The 17,616-nt window shown below is 68.1% G+C and carries 10 protein-coding genes; 6 read left to right on the top strand and 4 right to left on the bottom strand.

The features are described 5' to 3' along the window. Window positions 1–51 precede the first annotated feature (51 nt). Window positions 52–1,197: an efflux RND transporter periplasmic adaptor subunit gene (locus tag ACJQWM_RS01925; protein WP_332705133.1), complete on the top strand. Its 1,146-nt coding sequence runs from the start codon at window positions 52–54 to the stop codon at window positions 1,195–1,197. A 164-nt stretch (window positions 1,198–1,361) separates the two neighbouring features. Further along, on the top strand, window positions 1,362–4,544 hold the full coding sequence (locus tag ACJQWM_RS01930; protein WP_332705107.1) for an efflux RND transporter permease subunit: 3,183 nt from the start codon (window positions 1,362–1,364) through the stop codon (window positions 4,542–4,544). 162 nt (window positions 4,545–4,706) lie between these two features. Here the strand turns inward: ACJQWM_RS01930 and ACJQWM_RS01935 are convergent, their stop codons facing one another. Further along, a complete protein-coding gene (locus ACJQWM_RS01935) occupies window positions 4,707–5,282 on the bottom strand; it encodes a hypothetical protein (RefSeq protein ID WP_411306639.1) in 576 nt (191 codons plus the stop codon). 323 nt (window positions 5,283–5,605) lie between these two features. Here ACJQWM_RS01935 and thiC point away from each other — a divergent pair, with 323 nt between their 5' ends. From thiC to ACJQWM_RS01955, 4 genes are all read left to right on the top strand, one after another. Further along, entirely contained in the window at window positions 5,606–7,501 is a 1,896-nt protein-coding gene (thiC, locus tag ACJQWM_RS01940) for a phosphomethylpyrimidine synthase ThiC (RefSeq protein ID WP_332705103.1), read from the top strand. A gap of 526 nt (window positions 7,502–8,027) precedes the next feature. Next, window positions 8,028–10,397 carry a winged helix-turn-helix domain-containing protein gene (locus ACJQWM_RS01945; protein ID WP_332705100.1) on the top strand — a complete coding sequence of 790 codons (2,370 nt, stop codon included), beginning with the start codon at window positions 8,028–8,030 and terminating at the stop codon, window positions 10,395–10,397. A gap of 143 nt (window positions 10,398–10,540) precedes the next feature. Continuing rightward, a complete protein-coding gene (locus tag ACJQWM_RS01950) occupies window positions 10,541–11,443 on the top strand; it encodes a helix-turn-helix domain-containing protein (RefSeq protein ID WP_332705097.1) in 903 nt (300 codons plus the stop codon). A gap of 88 nt (window positions 11,444–11,531) precedes the next feature. Then, the gene (locus ACJQWM_RS01955) at window positions 11,532–14,207 is read left to right on the top strand and encodes a TonB-dependent receptor plug domain-containing protein (protein WP_332705094.1); all 2,676 of its coding nucleotides are present in this window, start codon (window positions 11,532–11,534) and stop codon (window positions 14,205–14,207) included. Here the strand turns inward: ACJQWM_RS01955 and ACJQWM_RS01960 are convergent. The 3 genes from ACJQWM_RS01960 to ACJQWM_RS01970 form a co-directional block, all read right to left on the bottom strand. Then, complete coding sequence (locus ACJQWM_RS01960; protein WP_332705091.1) at window positions 14,204–14,389, bottom strand: hypothetical protein; 186 nt, start codon at window positions 14,387–14,389, stop codon at window positions 14,204–14,206. The two genes, ACJQWM_RS01955 and ACJQWM_RS01960, sit on opposite strands and share 4 nt — an antisense overlap. Window positions 14,390–14,498: 109 nt before the next feature. Further along, on the bottom strand, window positions 14,499–15,053 hold the full coding sequence (ppa, locus tag ACJQWM_RS01965; protein WP_332705089.1) for an inorganic diphosphatase: 555 nt from the start codon (window positions 15,051–15,053) through the stop codon (window positions 14,499–14,501). 463 nt (window positions 15,054–15,516) lie between these two features. Further along, window positions 15,517–17,544 carry a sodium-translocating pyrophosphatase gene (locus ACJQWM_RS01970; RefSeq protein WP_332705086.1) on the bottom strand — a complete coding sequence of 676 codons (2,028 nt, stop codon included), beginning with the start codon at window positions 17,542–17,544 and terminating at the stop codon, window positions 15,517–15,519. Window positions 17,545–17,616: the final 72 nt, after the last annotated feature.

Genomic DNA, 17,616 nt, shown 5'->3' on the forward strand with positions numbered 1-17,616 from the left:
TCGATATTTATACAGTACCCGCAGGTCCATTAATTAACCGTGAGGCGTCCGATGCGCAGCGCGCAGTTCCCCGGCGTAGCCCTCGCCAGCGGCCAGATCCGGCTGGTGCTGGTGTTGATCGCGCTGTCGCTGGCCGCATGCGCAGGCGACGACGCAGCCGGCAGCGCGGCGCGTCCGGTGCTGGTGGTCCAGCCGACCACCGACCGAACCAGCGGCTCGTCGTTTGCCGGCGACGTGCGGGCGCGCGAGGAAAGCCCGCTGTCGTTCCGGGTCGGCGGCAACCTGGTCGAGCGCCGGGTCGATGTCGGCGACCGCGTCGCTGCCGGCGATCTGCTCGCGGTGCTCGAAGCCGGCGATTTTCAGGCTCAGGCGCGTGCTTCGCGGGCGCAGCTGGAAGCAGCCGAGGCGGAACTTGCGCGCGCCCGCGCCGATCAGGCGCGCTTTGCCCAGCTTGCCGAGGAGCAACTGGTGAGCCGTTCGAGGATCGATGCCCAAGACGCCGCGGCTGCCGCGGCGCAAGGCCGGGTCGATGCGGCACGCGCGAACCTGCGGGTCGCGCGCAACCAGACCGGCTACACCCAGCTGCGGGCGCCGGCCGATGGTGTGATCGCCGCGCGTAGCGCCGAGGCCGGGCAGGTGGTCGCGGCCGGGCAGACGGTATTCACCCTGGCCGCCGACGGCGCACGCGAAGTCGCGTTCGCGGTGCCCGAAGGCGCGATCGGACGCATTGCCTCGGGCCAGGCGGTGCAGGTCGAACTCTGGGCGCAGGACGGGCGGCGCTGGCCGGGCCAGGTGCGTGAGGTCGCGCCGGCCGCGGATCCGGCGTCGCGCACCTACGCCGCACGCGCGACCGTGGACGCGCCGGCCGGCGCGCTGCAACTGGGCCAGAGCGCGCGGGTGTTGCTGGAGGGCGACGTCGGCGCCGCGCTCGGCGTGCCGCTGGCGGCACTGCAACGGCAGATCGACGGGCAGGGCGCAACGGTGTTCGTGGTCGATCAGGAGACCTCGACGCTGCGCCTGCAGGCGGTCGAGGTCGGCCCGTATCGCGAGGACCGCGTGCCGGTGACCGGTGGCCTGAGCGCGGATGCCTGGGTGGTCGCCGCGGGCGGGCATCTGCTGCGCGAGGGACAGAAGGTGAGCGCGGTGGACCGTGACAACCGGCCCCTAAAACCGACAACCATTACCGCGCGCGAATGAATTGCCATTGAAGCCCATCGAAGCGACTCCCGCCCGGCACCTTCGCCCTTCCCCTGCTCGGGGGGAAGGGTTGGGATGGCGGCACGCCCGGTCGCCGCGCGCCCTCACCCCAACCCTCTCCCGCAGGCGGGAGAGGGGGCCAGGGCACACGAGTAGCTAGGCCCATGCGCTTCAACCTGTCCGAGTGGGCGCTGCGCCATCGCAGCCTGATCATCTACGCGATGCTGGTGCTGGCGATCACCGGCAGTTTCTCGTACGCCACTCTCGGGCGCAGCGAGGACCCGGCGTTCACCTTCAAGTTCATGGTGATCCAGACCCGCTGGCCCGGCGCGACCGCCGAGGAGGTCTCCAAGCAGGTCACCAAACGCATCGAGCGCACGCTCATGGAAACCGGCGAGTACGAGTTCATCCGCTCGTACTCGCGCGCCGGCGAGTCGCAGGTGATCTTTGCCGCGCGCGACTCGATGCATTCGGCGCAGATCGAGCCGCTCTGGTACCAGGTGCGCAAGAAGATCGGCGACATTCGCCCGAGCCTGCCGCGCGACGTGGTCGGCCCGTTCTTCAACGACGAATTCGGCGATACGTTCGGCAACATCTACGCGCTGACCGGCGAAGGCTTCGACTACGCCGTGCTCAAGGACTACGCCGAGCGCGTGCAGCTCGCGCTGCAGGACCTGCCGGACGTCGGCAAGATCGAGCTGTTCGGGCTGCAGGAGGAGAAGATCTGGGTCGAGCTGTCCCACACCCGGCTGGCCACCCTGGGGGTGTCGGCCGCGGCGGTGCAGCAGGCGCTGGAGGGCCAGAACGCGATGGCCCCCGCCGGGTTCTTCGAGACCGCCAGCAGCCGCGTACCGCTGCGGGTGGACGGCCGGTTCGGCTCGGTCGAGCAGATCCGCGACTTCCCGATCCGGGTCGGCGACCGCAGCTTCCGGCTGGGCGATGTCGCCGAGGTGCATCGTGAGTTCGCCGATCCGCCGGCGCCGCGGATGCGCTTCATGGGCCAGGACGCGATCGGCGTGGGCGTGGCGATGCGTGAGGGCGGCGACATCCTCGAGCTCGGCCAGACCCTGGAGCGCGAGCTGGCCGCGCTGCAGCGGACGCTGCCGGCCGGGATGGTGCTGAGCAAGGTCTCCGATCAGCCGGCCGCGGTCGAGGAATCGGTCGGCGAGTTCATCAAGGTGCTGGCCGAGGCGGTCGCCATCGTGCTGCTGGTGTGCTTCGTGTCGCTGGGCTGGCGCACCGGGCTGGTGGTCGCGCTGTCGATCCCGCTGGTGCTGGCGATGACGTTCGCGGCGATGCAGTTCTTCGGCGTCGGCCTGCACAAGATCTCGCTCGGCGCGCTGGTGCTGTCGCTCGGGCTGCTGGTCGACGACGCGATCATCGCGGTGGAGATGATGGCGATCAAGATGGAGCAGGGCTTCAGCCGGCTGAAGGCGGCGGCGTTCGTTTGGGACTCGACCGCCTTCCCTATGCTGACCGGTACCCTGATCACTGCCGCGGGGTTCCTGCCGATCGCGACCGCGGCATCGAGCACCGGTGAATACACGCGCTCACTGTTCCAGGTGGTCACCATCGCGCTGCTGATGTCGTGGGTCGCGGCGGTGGCGTTCATTCCGTTTCTGGGCGACAAGCTGTTGCCTGACCATGGCCACGGATCGGCGCTCAGACCCGGTTCCCTCGCGTCGCGCTGGCACGCGCGCCGTCAGCGCTGGGCCGAGTGCTACCCGCAGTACGCCGATCTGATCGCACCGCCGCCGCACGACGGCCGCGACCGTGATCCCTACGCGACCCGCTTCTACCAGCGCTTCCGTGGCTGGCTGGTCTGGTGCGTGCGACGGCGCTGGCTGGTGATCGGCATGACCGTGGCCGTGTTCGCCGCCTCGATCGTGCTGTTCCGCTTCGTGCCGCAGCAGTTCTTCCCCGACTCGGTACGGCCCGAGCTGATGGTCGACATGGAGCTGGCCGAGGGCAGTTCGTTGCGCGCGACCCAGGCGCAGGCCGAGCGGCTCGAGGCGATCCTCGCGCAGCGCGAGGACCTGACCCACTTCGTCGCCTACGTCGGCACCGGCTCGCCGCGCTTCTACCTGCCGCTGGACCAGCAGCTGCCGGCGGCCAACTTCGCCCAGTTCGTGCTGATGCCCGAGGACATCGCCGCGCGCGAAGCGGTCCGGAGCTGGATCATCGAGGAGGTGGTGCCGCGCTTCCCGGAGCTGCAGTTACGCGTCACCCGGCTGGAGAACGGGCCGCCGGTCGGCTATCCGGTGCAGTTCCGCGTATCCGGCGAGCACATCGACCGGGTACGCGAGATCGCCTACCGCGTCCGCGAACAGATCGGTGAGAACCCGCACGTGGCCAATGTAAATCTCGACTGGGACGAGCCTGGCAAGGTCGTGCGGCTGCACGTCGACCAGGCGCGTGCACGCGCGCTCGGGGTCAGTTCGGCGCAGTTGTCGCAGTTCCTCTCGACCACGCTGTCGGGCGGCCATGTCAGCACCTGGCGCGAAGGCGACGAGCTGATTGAGATACTGCTGCGCGGATCGGCGCCGGAGCGCTCGGACCTGGACATGCTCGGCAGCCTGATGGTCCCTATCGGGAGCGGGCCGACCGCGAGCGGGCAGAGCGTACCGCTGAGCCAGATCGCCACGCTCGAGTACGGCTTCGAGGACGGCATCATCTGGCATCGCGACCGGCTGCCGACGATCACTGTTCGCGCCGACATCTACGACGGCACCCAGCCGGCCACGGTGACGGGGCAGATCTCGCCGACGCTCAAGGACATCCGCAGCGGGCTGCCGTACGGCTACTCGGTGGAGGTCGGCGGCAGCGTCGAGGATTCCGCGCGCGGGCAGAACTCGATCATCGCCGGCGTGCCGCTGTTCGGGTTCGTCGTGTTCACCCTGTTGATGCTGCAACTGCGCAGCTTCTCGCGCAGTGTCATGGTGCTGTTGACCGCGCCGCTGGGCCTGATCGGGGTGACCCTGTTCCTGCTGATGTTCCGGGTGCCGTTCGGCTTCGTGGCGATGCTCGGCACGATCGCGTTGGCCGGCATGATCATGCGCAACTCGGTGATCCTGGTCGATCAGATCGAGCAGGACCGCGGCGAGGGGCTGGACACGTGGCAGGCGATAGTCGAGGCGACCGTGCGCCGCTTCCGGCCGATCGTGCTGACCGCGCTGGCGTCGATCCTGGCGATGATCCCGCTGTCGCGCAGCGCGTTCTTCGGGCCGATGGCGGTGTCGATCATGGGTGGCCTGCTGGTCGCCACGGTACTGACGCTGTTCTTCCTGCCGGCGCTGTACGCGGCGTGGTTCAGGGTGAAGGTGCCGGAGATGGCTTCCAGGCTTTGACGCGGATCAACGCGGAAAATACACGGATAACGCCAAAATGGAACAGGCAGAGGTCGGCCGGCAGGCATTTGTCGCGATGAACGGCCTCGCGCGCGATCTCCTTCAGAAAGCTCTATCCGCGTTTCAATCCGCGTTGATCCGCGTCAAAAAAGCTCCTACGCGTCAGCCCTCATCGCCCCAGGGCGCCGGCGGCACTGCGACCGGCTGGGTCAGGTCGAACTCGACCCGGAACAGGCGTCCGCCCGGGCGAGCCAGTTCGTAGACGAACTCCCGGCCGGGATCGAACTCCATCGCCCAGGTGTTGGTCACCGACACGTCCAGGCCCTCGCGCAGGAACATCGCCTTGGAGAACTCGTCGACCGGAAACTCCTGGCGCTGTGCGGTGCCGAGGGCGACCGTGTCGCCGCCGTACATCGTGACCGCGTCGTCGCTGCCGTCCTCGTGGCGGTGGTCGTGTTTGAGCCGCAGGCCCGGACCGGTGCGGGTGATGACCCAGGTGCGCGAGCGGTCGTCGCCGACGTGGAACGGCACGCGCAACTCGGTATCGCCGCAGCCGCGCACGTGCATCACCAGGGGCTTGCCGGCGAACGGGTCATCGCCGGTCGGTGCCGGTGTGTCGACCGCCACCCGCCCGGCGAAAGCCTGGCCGCACATCGATTCGAGCCCGGCGTAGAACTGGTCGGCCGGCAGCGTGATGGCCGACGTCGCTGCCGCATCGGTCGAGGTGGATGAGCTCATGGCGCAGCCGGACACGGCGACGACGAGGGCGGTCAGGGCGAGGCGGATCGGAATGATGGTCATCGCCGCACCGTAGCCGCTACGCCGGCGCCGGGCAAATGGGGTTGCTGGCGTGGCAAGTGCTGGCCCCGGGGCGGTGGCCGTGATGAAATGCAGCTTGAAGCGGGGGTACCACGGCCGATCGGGCCGCCGGTTGAGACAGACCCTTCGAACCTGATGCGGGCAAGGGCGCGACCCCAGCCGCCGTAGGGAGCTTCGCCGGATGCACTGCGTCCGCGCGCCGCCGCTTCGTCCACGCTCCCCGCGCCCATAGGACGAAACGAATGAACGCGATCCCTTCCGAGCTCCAGCAGCAGGCCGACGAACTGTCGGCCGACGTCGTGCGCCCGATCCCTGGCTCACGCAAGATCTTTGTTGAGGGCTCACGCCCGGACATCCAGGTGCCGATGCGGGAGATTTCGCTGGCGCCGACCTCGACTTTGTTCGGTGGCGAGGACAACGCCCCGCTGGCGGTCTACGACACCTCCGGCGCCTACACCGACGCCACTGCCGAGATCGACCTGGCGCGCGGCCTGGCCCCGCGACGCGCGCAGTGGATCGCCGAGCGCGGCGATACCGAACTGCTCGCCGGCCTGTCCTCGGAGTTCGGCCGCCAGCGCGAGCACGACCCCAGGCTCGCGCACATCCGTTTCGGCAACCGCCCGCTGCCGCGCCGCGCCGTGGCCGGTGCCAACGTCACCCAGATGCACTACGCGCGCCGCGGCATCATCACCCCGGAGATGGAGTTCATCGCGGTGCGTGAGAACCAACGTCTCGCGGCGTTGGGCGAGAGCCAGCCGATCGACGCGCACCTGCTCAGGCAGCACCCCGGCCAGAGTTTCGGCGCCAATATCCAGCAGGTCATCACGCCCGAATTCGTCCGCGACGAGGTCGCCCGCGGCCGCGCGATCATCCCGTGCAACATCAACCATCCCGAAAGCGAGCCGATGATCATCGGCCGCAACTTCCTGACCAAGGTCAACGCGAACATCGGCAACTCCGCGGTGTCCTCGGGCATCGCCGAGGAAGTCGAGAAGCTGGTGTGGTCGATCCGCTGGGGCGCCGACAACGTCATGGACCTCTCGACCGGCAAGCACATCCACGAGACCCGCGAGTGGATCATCCGCAACAGCCCGGTACCGATCGGCACAGTCCCAATTTACCAGGCGCTGGAGAAGGTCGACGGCCGCGCCGAGGAGCTGACCTGGGAGATCTTCCGCGACACCCTCATCGAGCAGGCCGAGCAGGGCGTCGACTACTTCACGATCCACGCCGGCGTGCTGCTGCGCTACGTGCCGCTGACGGCCAAGCGCGTGACCGGGATCGTCAGCCGCGGCGGCTCGATCATGGCCAAGTGGTGCCTGGCGCATCACCGCGAGAGCTTCCTCTATGAACACTTCGAGGACATCTGCGAGATCATGAAGGCCTACGACGTGTCCTTCAGCCTCGGCGACGGGCTGCGCCCGGGCTGCATCGCCGACGCCAACGACGCGGCCCAGTTCAGCGAGCTCGAAACGCTCGGCGAGCTGACCAAGATCGCGTGGAAGCACGACGTCCAGACCATGATCGAAGGCCCCGGCCATGTGCCGATGCAGCTGATCAAGGAGAACATGGACAAGCAGCTGGAGGTCTGCGGCGAGGCGCCGTTCTACACGCTGGGGCCGCTGACCACCGACATCGCGCCGGGCTACGACCACATCACCAGCGCGATCGGCGCGGCGCTGATCGGCTGGTACGGCACCGCGATGCTCTGCTACGTGACCCCGAAAGAGCACCTCGGCCTGCCGAACAAGAACGATGTGCGCGAAGGCCTGATGGCGTACAAGATCGCCGCGCACGCCGCCGACCTGGCCAAGGGCCACCCCGGCGCGCAGGCGCGCGACAACGCGCTGAGCAAGGCGCGCTTCGAGTTCCGCTGGGAGGACCAGTTCAACCTCGGGCTCGATCCGGAACGCGCCCACGAGTACCACGACGAGACGCTGCCCAAGGATGCGCACAAGGTCGCGCACTTCTGCTCGATGTGCGGCCCGCACTTCTGCTCGATGAAGATCACCCAGGACGTGCGCGAATACGCCAAGGAGCACGGCATGGGCGACGACAGCGCGGCGCTGGAGCAGGGCATGGCGGACAAGGCGGCCGAGTTCCGTGCCCAGGGTGCCGAGGTCTACCGCAAAGCCTGAACCGGAGGTGGCTCCGCCCCCGCGGCGCCACGTATCTATGTGGAGCGGAGCTTGCTCCGCTGCAGGTAGCGGCGAAAACAGCAGCCGAGCGAAGTCGGCGCTACCGATCGCGTGCAGGTTTCTGTAGGAGCGCCCCATGGGCGCGAAGCCTGCCGCGGCGCAACCCCGGCTCCGATCGCGGGCATGGCCCCGCTCCTACACCCCTCCGCCGCACGTGCACGTAGCGGGGCTTGCTCCGCTGCCACCGGCTTCATGCCGCACGCAGCCGAGCAAGCTCGGCTCTACCCACCCTCCGTCGGCGTCTGCCAAAAAAAACGCGCCATCGGCGCGTAATTTGAACAAACTGTGACGTTGGCGAGAGAGTGCCGGGGTGTAGCCCGGGATCGGGCTCCCCAAAACAGTAAGATGCACCGCCAGCACGCGCCTGCCGCAGGGTGGCCGCCTGCTTTGCCGACCGTGTCGACTGGATGCGCAGGTCGTTCGGCACATGACGGTGATTTGTTCGCCGCCCAGACTTGCGGACCCCATGCTCAATCCCCCTGATACCCCATCGCTGGCGATTCCGGCTCCGTCAGAACGACTGCGGGTCGGCGAATGCACGGTCGATATCCCGCTGCGCGAGATCCGCGCGCCGTCGGCGCGCCGGCTGCGGCGGGTCACGCCCAAGGCGATCGGGGTGTTGCTGGTGCTGGTCGAGCACGCCGACAAGGTGGTCAGCCGCGACACGCTGCTGGCGCGCGTGTGGCCCGATACGCTGCCCACCGATGACGTACTCACCCAGGGGGTCACCCAACTGCGCAAGGCGCTGGGCGAGGAGCGCGGGCAGCCGCGCTACATCGAAACCATCGCCAAATCCGGCTATCGCCTGCGGGCGCCGGTGCAGTGGCTGGACGACGATTCCGGCCCGGTCGAGGCGGCCGAGGCGGCGTCCTACACGGTCGACACCGACACCGCCGAGTTCCCGGCGTTGCCGCCGCTGGTGCCTGCGCCCACCAACCCGGGCGCTCGCGGCACGGTCGCGGACCGGCCGCGCGCGCCGCTGCGCGAGCTGCTGACTGCCGGTGCGGTGGCGGTCGTGCTGGCGCTGGGCTTGTCGGTGTTCCTGCTGCTGCGCGTCGGGGCACCGGCGGACGAGCCGGCCCAGGGCGAGGACTGGTCGGCCGGCGCCGGTTCGGACCGGCCGTATCGGCTGCTGACCTCGGCCCCGGGCTTCGAGTTGGCGCCGACGCTGTCGCCGGAGGCTTCGATGGTGGCCTACTCGGCGTCGCTGCCGGACCGGCGCGGCACCGTCATCCTGGTCCAGACCACCGACCAGTCGCAGCCGCGCCAGCTCAGCCATCCGGCCGACGGCGTATCGGACCGGGTGCCGGCGTGGTCACCCGACGGGCGGGAGATCGCGTTCGTGCGGGCCGGTCCCGGCCTGCGCTGCCAGATCCTGGTGGTGCCCGCCAGCGGCGGGGCGGAGCGGCGCATCGGTGCCTGCGATCCGCGCAGCCGGGCCAGTTTTTCCTGGGCGCCGGATGGCCGCAGCCTGATCTTCGGCAGCATGACCTTCGGCAGCATGACCACCGGCGCCGGCCGGGCCGGCCTGCGGGTGCTCGACCTGGCCAGTGGCCAGTGGCATGCGGTGGACTACGACGCGGACACCGGTGACCTCGATCACGCCCCGCGCTACTCACCCGACGGCCGCTGGATCGTGTTCGTGCGCAACCCGCAGTTCGGCGACCTGTGGCGGATCCCCGCCAGTGGCGGCCGGGCCGAGCGGCTGACCCGCCAGAGCGGCGAAATGCGCGGCTGGGACTGGCTGCCGGACGGGCGTGGACTGGTGTTCGGGCGTCGCATCGGGCTGCAGACGCGGCTCTACCAGCTCGATCTGGACACCAGGCAGGTACGCGATCTCGGCATCGACGACGCCCAGAGCCCCACGGTCGCGGCGCGGAGCGGCATGATGGCGTTCGTGCGGCGGCGCCCGCAGTTCGGGATCTTCCGCATCCCGCGCGGCCCGACCGAGGCCTCGGCGGCACCAGTGCATCTGTTCGCCTCCTCCGCCCGCGACAGCCAGCCGCGGGTGGCGCCGGACGCACGGCAACTGGTGTTCACCTCCGACCGGTCCGGCGACTTCGGCCTGTGGTGGGCGGATCTGCAGCAGCCCGGATCGCTGAGGATGATCGACGGTCTGCGGCCCGGGACGCGCGGGCTTCCGCAGTGGTCGTCCGACAGCCGCAGTCTGCTGGTCGCGGGCACCGACCGCGCCGGGCGCACCGGCATCCACGAGATCGTCCCGGCCAGTGGTCAGGTTTCCTTGTTGCCGGTGCCGGTCGAGCATCCGCTCCAGGCCGACTACCTCCCCGATGCGCAGCGGATGCTGGTGACCGGGCAGTTGGACGATGGCCGCATGCGGGTGACGCTGTTCGACCGCAGCGGACAGACCTGGCGCGCGTTGGCCTGGCTGGACGACGTTTCGCTGCCCAAGGTCGATCCGGCCAACGACCGGGTCCTGTTCACCCGGCTCTCGGCCGACGGCTTGTGGCAGGCCGACCTGGCCCTGTCGCCCGGCAGCGTGCGCCAGGTGAGCCATGATGCGCCGGCGCGTTGGCGCTACCAGAGCTGGGCAGTGGCCGAGGACGGCAGCGTCGACTATCTCGATTCCCTGCGAGGCTGCTTGGCGACCCTGCGCCCGATCGCCGATGCACCGGCGCCTGCGGACACAGCGGACGCATCGAAGTGCCTGCACCCCGACCGGCTGGCCAGCACCACCGGTTTCAGCGTCAGCGCCAAGGCCGACGCGGTGTTTGTCGCGCTGGCGATCGCCGACGGCACCGATGTGGCGTTCATGCCGGTGCCGGCGCCGCCCGAGCCGGTACGTGGAACATTCGTGCCTGGCTGGTTCAAGTGACTGATTGAACAGTGGATTTGGCTTCGGATGTTTGTCGGGAGCCGCATTCGGAGCAAATTCGGACAACTCTCCGCTGATTTTCCGGCAGCGGACGGGCACATCAGGCAAATCCATTGGCCATCCCTGGCAAATGAGATGAGCAGATGGAGCAACCACTTTGGGCTGACCGTGGTCAGCTGTTGCAGTCGGACGCACCGGAAGGCGCCGTTCACGCGAGCTGTGTGGCGGTATCGCGGCTGGGTAGCGCACAATTGTCCGGAACCCACTTCTCTATCTGGGTGCAGGTGCGTGGCAGTTCATGGGTCCAGGCCAAGGAGGGCAAGTTCCGCCTGCGCCGCGGCGACTGGATCGCGCTGGAAAAAGACTCCCGGCCGGTGCTGCAGGCTGATCGTCACGGCCTGTGCATCGGGTTGAGCCTGACCGCCGACGCGCTGCGCAGGCTCACCCAGTTCGCCGATTGCGCGTTGTACGCCGGTCGCGGCCGCGCCAGCGCCGCCGATGTCAGGACCGCCCTGCAGCTGTGGCGGCAGGCGAATGCCCGGCTGGCCGTGCCCGATACCGGCGGCGATGCGACCGCGCTGCGCCCGATGCTGCTGCACCTGGCCGGAATTCAGCGCGAACTCGCCGCACGCATCCCGCGCTGCCCGGGACGTTCACGCAGCCGCAAGCGCCAGGTGTTCGGCCGGCTCCAGCGCGCAAGGCTGTATCTGGAGGGCAACTGCGACCGCGTGGTGCGGATCAGCGAGCTGGCCGAGCTGACCAGTTTTTCCAGCTGGTACTTCTCCAAGACCTTCCACGGGCTGTACGACGAGAGCCCGCAGGCCGCCGCCGCGCGGATGCGGCTCGAGCACGCGGCCGAGCTGTTGCGCAGCACCTCAATGATGATCGGCGAGGTCGCCGCCGCGTCCGGGTTCGACAACTGCTGCAGTTTCGCGCGGGCATTCCGGGGCCGCTACGGGATTTCCGCAACCCGGTTCCGCGCCGCCCCGCCGGCCGCAACGCCAGACTCGGCAAGCCCAGTCGATGATGCCCGCAAAGCGGCGTGAGCCAACGGCACGTAGTTTTGCGGGGCGTTAACGCGTCGATAACAACAGCGGTACAACGCGCCCATTACCGTTATCTGGAGAGAGATACATGAATCAACGCAGTCCGCGTCACGCGGCTCGGCTCGGCTTGTTGCCGGCCGGCATCGCGCTCGCTCTTGTGCCGGCATTCGCTGTCGCCCAGGACGCTGAAACCGGAGCCGAAGCGACCACCCTCGATCGCATCGAGGTCACCGGTTCACGCATCAAGCGCGCCGCGATCGAAGGCGCGCTGCCGATCACCGTCATCGACCGCGCCGAGATCGAAGCCAGCGGCGATATCTCGGTCGCCGACTTCCTGCGCGGCACCAGCTTCAACTCGTTCGGCTCGTTCCGCCCGCAGTCCGGTAGTTCCGCGCAGTCGTTCGCGGGTATCAGCCTGCGCGGCCTGGGCGCGGCGCGCACCCTGGTCCTGATCGATGGCCGCCGCGCCCCCGTCGCCCCGACCACGGGACAGGGTCAGGACCTGAACATCATCCCGATGGCAGCGGTCGAGCGCGTCGAGATCCTGCTTGACGGCGCATCCTCGGTGTACGGCTCCGACGCCATCGGCGGCGTGATCAACATCATCACCCGCAGCGATTACGAAGGCGCCGAAATCACCGTCGGCAAGTCCTTCCCGATCCGCCCGGGCGGCGACACCGAGGAAGGCAACGCGCTGATGGGCTTCAGCACCGACCGCGGACACCTGCTGGCCAGCATCTCGTACGAGAATCGCGACATCATCTTCCAGCGCGATCGTCCCTGGTCGTCGGGCGGCTTCTCGGTCTTCTCCAACAACTTCTGGAGCAGGAACCAGCTTTCGTTCGGCGCCCTGGTCGGTCCGGTCCCGGGTGGCTGTGAGGATCCCGGCTTCACCGATATCGGCTTCCTCTGCGGATACGACTTCACCGCGCTGGCGGCGGACGAAGCCGCAATCGGCAACCGCTCGCTGGTGACCAGCGGCGCCTACGACATCAACAACGACTGGACCTTCTACGGTCGCGGCGTGGTGTCCCGGGTCAAGTCGTTCGGCCGCTATGCGCCGGTGCCCTCCTCGCCCTGGCCGGGCGGTTTGATCCCGATCTCGCCCGAATCGCCGAATCACCCGAACAACGCGGTGCCAGGCTGGACCGGTCAGACCGATACGATCTACCTGACCCACCGCTTCGCGGCCCTCGGCCCGCGCGATGCCAACATCGATTCGAACCTGTACGACCTGAATCTCGGCTTCGAAGGCCGCGTCGGCGGCGTCGATCTCGACTTCGGCGTCCGCCGCAACGAGTACCAGACCTACGACTTCGGGCTGAACTACGTGGTCGCGGCCATTGCCGGCGAGGCGATCGAGAGCGGCGAGTACAACATCTACGACCCGGACGGCAACGATCCCGACACCCTGCGGCAGTTCACGGCCACCATCTCGCGCCGCTCCAACACCAAGCTGGAGGAGGTCTACGGGTCGGCCGGCTTCGACCTGTTCGAGATGGGCGGCGGCCTCGCGGCGGCTGTGGTCGGCGCGGAGTACCGCAAGGAAGACTACGCCGATATCTATGATTCGCTGTCCGAAGCGGGCCAGATCGTCGGCTCGGCCGGCAATTCCGCCGGCGGCGGGCGCAGTGTCCGCGCGGTCTACGGCGAAGTCCTGCTCCCGGTCTTCGACAACTTCGAGGTCAACCTCTCCGCCCGCCACGACAGCTACAGCGACTACGGCAGCGATACCTCGCCAAAGGTCTCGCTGCGCTACCAGCCGCTCGACACGCTGACCTTCCGCGGCTCCTACGGCCAGGGCTTCCGCGCACCGACGCTGGACCTCGTCACCCAGCAACCGGCGTTCGGAGCGGCGGGCACCACCCACGCCCCCACTTGTGAGGTGCTCGGCGGCGGCGCGCCCTGTTCCACCCAGGTCACCACCTTCAGCATCGCCAACCCGGGCCTCGGCTCGGAGAAATCCGACCAGTGGGCCCTGGGCACCGCGTGGGATGCCACCGACTGGCTGAACATGTCGCTGGATTACTACAACATCAGCATCGAGGACCAGATCGCGTTCATCGGCATCAACCAGGTCGTGGGCTGCCTGGAAGGGACCATCGATGTCTGCCCGAGCGGCCTGAGCAGGTTCCCGGCCGGTACCCGCGCCACTGCCCCCGATTCCAGCCTGGGCCTGGGCGTGGAGTTCGGCTCGCAGGGCGAGATCGTGTTCGGCCAGATCGGCGCCACCAATCTGGGCACGATCGACACCTACGGCTTCGACTTCAATGCACGCACCCGCTTCGATCTGGGCGGCTGGGGCAACTTGCGTCAGCAGTTGCAGATCAGCAATCCGCTCAGCTTCCGGACCAATGGTGGGCCAAGCACGGTCGGCCGCCCCGGCGCGCCGCGCTATCGCGGTGTCCTGCAGAACGCGTGGTCGATGGCCGATTGGGAATTCGCCTGGAACCTCAACTACATCCACGGCACCCAGTCGACCAAGTACCGCGAGTTCGTTGTGGCCTCGCGTACAGGCGACCAGGAAACGATCGACGATCTGGCCGCCGAAGGCCTGTCCGACACCCTGCCGTCCTGGGTCACCCATGACCTGCAGTTGAGCTACAACGCCCCGTGGAACGCCAAGGTCACCCTCGGCGTCACCAACGTGGCGGACAAGGACCCGGTCATCGATCCGCGCGATCCGACCGGTCGCGGCTTCGACTTCAGCCTGTACGACGGCTATGGTCGCGTGCCGTACTTCCGCTACACCCAGCGGTTCTAAGCAAACGCTAGAGCAACTGGATTTTGGAAAGGGGCCTTCGGGCCCCTTTCCTTTTTGGGCATTCGGCACGATGCCGCCATCGGCATCGTGCCGCTGCCTTCCATCACGAGCAGGATGGTCTGCTTCAGCTTGGAAAGGGCCTTGCCGTCGACCTGCCCCAGTTCGGGCAATTGGCCGGTCAAGGTAGAGCCGAGCTCGCTCGGCTGCCGAGGATGCATGGTTGAGACAGCGCAGCAGACTGCGCTCTACGGACGATCTCCGCTCGCAGGCGGTCGCCGCCGGAGCATCGCCTCAGAACCTGGGTTTGTCGGCGTCGGCGGTCTGCTCGAAGCGCTGCATCGCGTCGCTCAGGATCGCCTTGGCCTCGGCCGCGCCACCCCAGCCATCGAGCTTGACCCACTTGCCCTTCTCCAGGTCCTTGTAGTGCTCGAAGAAGTGGCCGATGCGTTCGCACCAGTGCGGGCTGACCTGGTCGATGTCGCTGATGTGGCCGTATCCGGCGAACACCTTGTCGATCGGCACCGCCAGCAGTTTCTCGTCGCTGCCGGCCTCGTCGGACATGCGCAGCACGCCGACCGGGCGGCAGCGGATCACCGAGCCGGGGACCAGCGGCAGCGGCAGGATCACCATCACGTCGGCCGGGTCGCCGTCGCCGCAGAGGGTATGCGGGACGTAGCCGTAGTTGCACGGGTAGCGCATCGGCGTGGACAGGATGCGGTCGACGAAGATCGCGCCGGAGGCCTTGTCGACCTCGTACTTGACCGGCTCGGCGTCCTTGGGGATTTCGATGATGACGTTGATCTCATCCGGCGGGTTGCTGCCGGTGGGGACGAGGTCCAGGCCCATGGGGTGCTCCAACTGCTGGGGGCGCGTCCTGGAATGGACGGGCGGTGGGGGAGCCGGCCATTTTACGCGGCCCGCGTTCCGTAGGGTGGGTCTTGACCCGCCGCCTCGGCTCCCGCTCCCGCTTGATCCGTTGCAGACGCCGGCCGATGGGAATGGCGATGGCGGGTCAAGACCCGCCCTACAGTCTCCATTCCTGTAGGAGCGGCTTCAGCCGCGAAGCCCGCCCGCGCCGAGCCCCATGGGAGCCGGCGTGCTCGATCGCTCATGGCCTATACGCGCCGCTGCAGAGCCAGCCTATCCGGGATGAGCCCTCGCGGCTGAAGCCGCGCCTGCAGACGAAAAAAAAACGGCGACCCGAAGGTCGCCGCGCGATTCGTTGCCATGTGTATTTCGCTTGCCCTCACCCCTTGCCCTCTCCCGCAAGCGGGAGAGGGGCGAAGGTGCCATGCGGGAATCGCTTCGACTACAGCAGTGGCACCATCAATAGCGCCACGATATTGATGATCTTGATCAACGGGTTGATCGCCGGGCCGGCGGTGTCCTTGTACGGGTCGCCGACGGTGTCGCCGGTGACCGCGGCCTTGTGCGCTTCGCTGCCCTTGCCGCCGTGGTGACCATCCTCGATGTACTTCTTGGCGTTGTCCCACGCGCCGCCGCCGGTGGTCATCGAAATCGCCACGAAGATGCCGGTCACGATGGTGCCGATCAGCAGGCCGCCGAGCGCCTTGGGTCCGAGCAGCAGGCCGACCACCACCGGTACCGCGACCGGCAGCAACGACGGCACGATCATTTCCTTGATGGCCGACTTGGTCAGCATGTCGACCGCGCGCGAGTAGTCCGGCTTGCCGGTACCGGCCATGATCCCGGGGATCTCGCGGAACTGCCGACGCACTTCCTCGACCACCGCACCGGCCGCGCGACCGACCGCTTCCATCGCCATCGCACCGAACAGGTACGGGATCAGGCCGCCGATCAGCAGGCCGATGATGACCATGTGGTCGGACAGGTCGAAGGTGAAGATCTCGCCCGGGTTGCTCGCGCGCAGGTTGTAGGTGTAATCGGCAAACAGCACCAGTGCCGCCAGTGCCGCCGAACCGATCGCGTAGCCCTTGGTCACCGCCTTGGTGGTGTTGCCGACCGCGTCCAGCGGATCGGTCACCGCGCGTACCTCCGCTGGCAGCTCGGCCATCTCGGCGATGCCGCCGGCGTTGTCGGTGATCGGGCCGTAGGCGTCGAGCGCAACGATCATGCCGGCCATCGACAACATCGCGGTTGCCGCGATCGCGATGCCGTACAGGCCGGCGAGCTCGAAGCATCCCCAGATCGCCGCGCACACCGCGAGTACCGGCCAGGCGGTCGACTTCATCGAGATGCCCAGGCCGGCGATGATGTTGGTGCCATGGCCGGTGGTCGAGGCCGCGGCGATGTGCTGCACCGGCTTGAACTGGGTGCCGGTGTAGTACTCGGTGATCCACACGATCGCGCCGGTCAGCACCAGGCCGATCAGCGCGCAGCCGTAGAGGTTCAATGGCCCGGTCGCGAAGTCGCCCATCAGCATCGTGGTCACCGGATAGAACGCGATCGCGGCCAGCACCGCCGACACGATCACGCCCTTGTACAGCGCGCCCATGATCGAGCCGCCGGCCTTTACCTTGACGAACATGGCGCCGATGATCGAGGCGATGATCGACACGCCGCCGAGCACCAGCGGGTACAGCGCGCCATTGGCGCCGACCACGTCGGCCATCAGGAAGCCCAGCAGCATCGTGGCGATCACGGTGACTGCGTAGGTCTCGAACAGGTCGGCGGCCATGCCGGCGCAGTCGCCGACGTTGTCGCCGACGTTGTCGGCGATCACCGCCGGGTTGCGCGGGTCGTCCTCGGGGATGCCGGCCTCGACCTTGCCGACCAGATCCGCGCCGACGTCCGCACCCTTGGTGAAGATGCCTCCGCCCAGGCGCGCGAAGATCGAGATCAGTGAGCTGCCGAACGCCAGTCCGACCAGCGCATGCAGCGCGTCGATGCCGACGATGCCCATCCAGCCCAGCACCAGCCAGTAACCGGCCACGCCGAGCAGGCCCAGGCCCACCACCAGCATGCCGGTGATCGCCCCGCCCCTGAAGGCCACGTCCATCGCCGGGCCAATGCCGCGGCGTGCAGCCTCGGCGGTGCGCACGTTGGCGCGCACCGACACGTTCATGCCGATGTAGCCGGCCGCGCCCGAGAGCACCGCACCGAGCAGGAAGCCGATCGCGGTCGGCCAGTCCAGGAAGATGCCGACCACCACGAACAGCACCGCGCCGGCGATACCGATCGTCATGTACTGGCGGTTGAGGTAGGCGCGTGCGCCTTCCTGGATCGCGCCGGCGATCTCCTGCATCCGCGCATTACCGGCGGGCTGCGCATTGATCCAGCGCGCCGAGATGATCCCGTACAGGATCGCGATGACGGCGCATACAAGCGCCAGGGTCAAACCGTACTGCTCCAGCATGAACCGCTCCCCATAGAAGTGGACACAGGAATTTCGGATGGCACCTGCATGCAGTCGTCTGCATGCGGTCGT

Origin of the sequence: Novilysobacter longmucuonensis (assembly GCF_046600735.1) — a bacterium.
GTDB classification, from domain to species: Bacteria; Pseudomonadota; Gammaproteobacteria; order Xanthomonadales; family Xanthomonadaceae; genus Novilysobacter_A; species Novilysobacter_A longmucuonensis.

Coding starts and splice junctions, on each gene's coding strand:
- ACJQWM_RS01970 (WP_332705086.1), bottom strand. CDS start 17,544: ATGCTGGAGCAGTACGGTTTGACCCTGGCGCTTGTATGCGCCGTCATC.
- ACJQWM_RS01955 (WP_332705094.1), top strand. CDS start 11,532: ATGAATCAACGCAGTCCGCGTCACGCGGCTCGGCTCGGCTTGTTGCCG.
- thiC (WP_332705103.1), top strand. CDS start 5,606: ATGAACGCGATCCCTTCCGAGCTCCAGCAGCAGGCCGACGAACTGTCG.
- ACJQWM_RS01925 (WP_332705133.1), top strand. CDS start 52: ATGCGCAGCGCGCAGTTCCCCGGCGTAGCCCTCGCCAGCGGCCAGATC.
- ACJQWM_RS01950 (WP_332705097.1), top strand. CDS start 10,541: ATGGAGCAACCACTTTGGGCTGACCGTGGTCAGCTGTTGCAGTCGGAC.
- ACJQWM_RS01930 (WP_332705107.1), top strand. CDS start 1,362: ATGCGCTTCAACCTGTCCGAGTGGGCGCTGCGCCATCGCAGCCTGATC.
- ppa (WP_332705089.1), bottom strand. CDS start 15,053: ATGGGCCTGGACCTCGTCCCCACCGGCAGCAACCCGCCGGATGAGATC.
- ACJQWM_RS01945 (WP_332705100.1), top strand. CDS start 8,028: ATGCTCAATCCCCCTGATACCCCATCGCTGGCGATTCCGGCTCCGTCA.
- ACJQWM_RS01935 (WP_411306639.1), bottom strand. CDS start 5,282: ATGAGCTCATCCACCTCGACCGATGCGGCAGCGACGTCGGCCATCACG.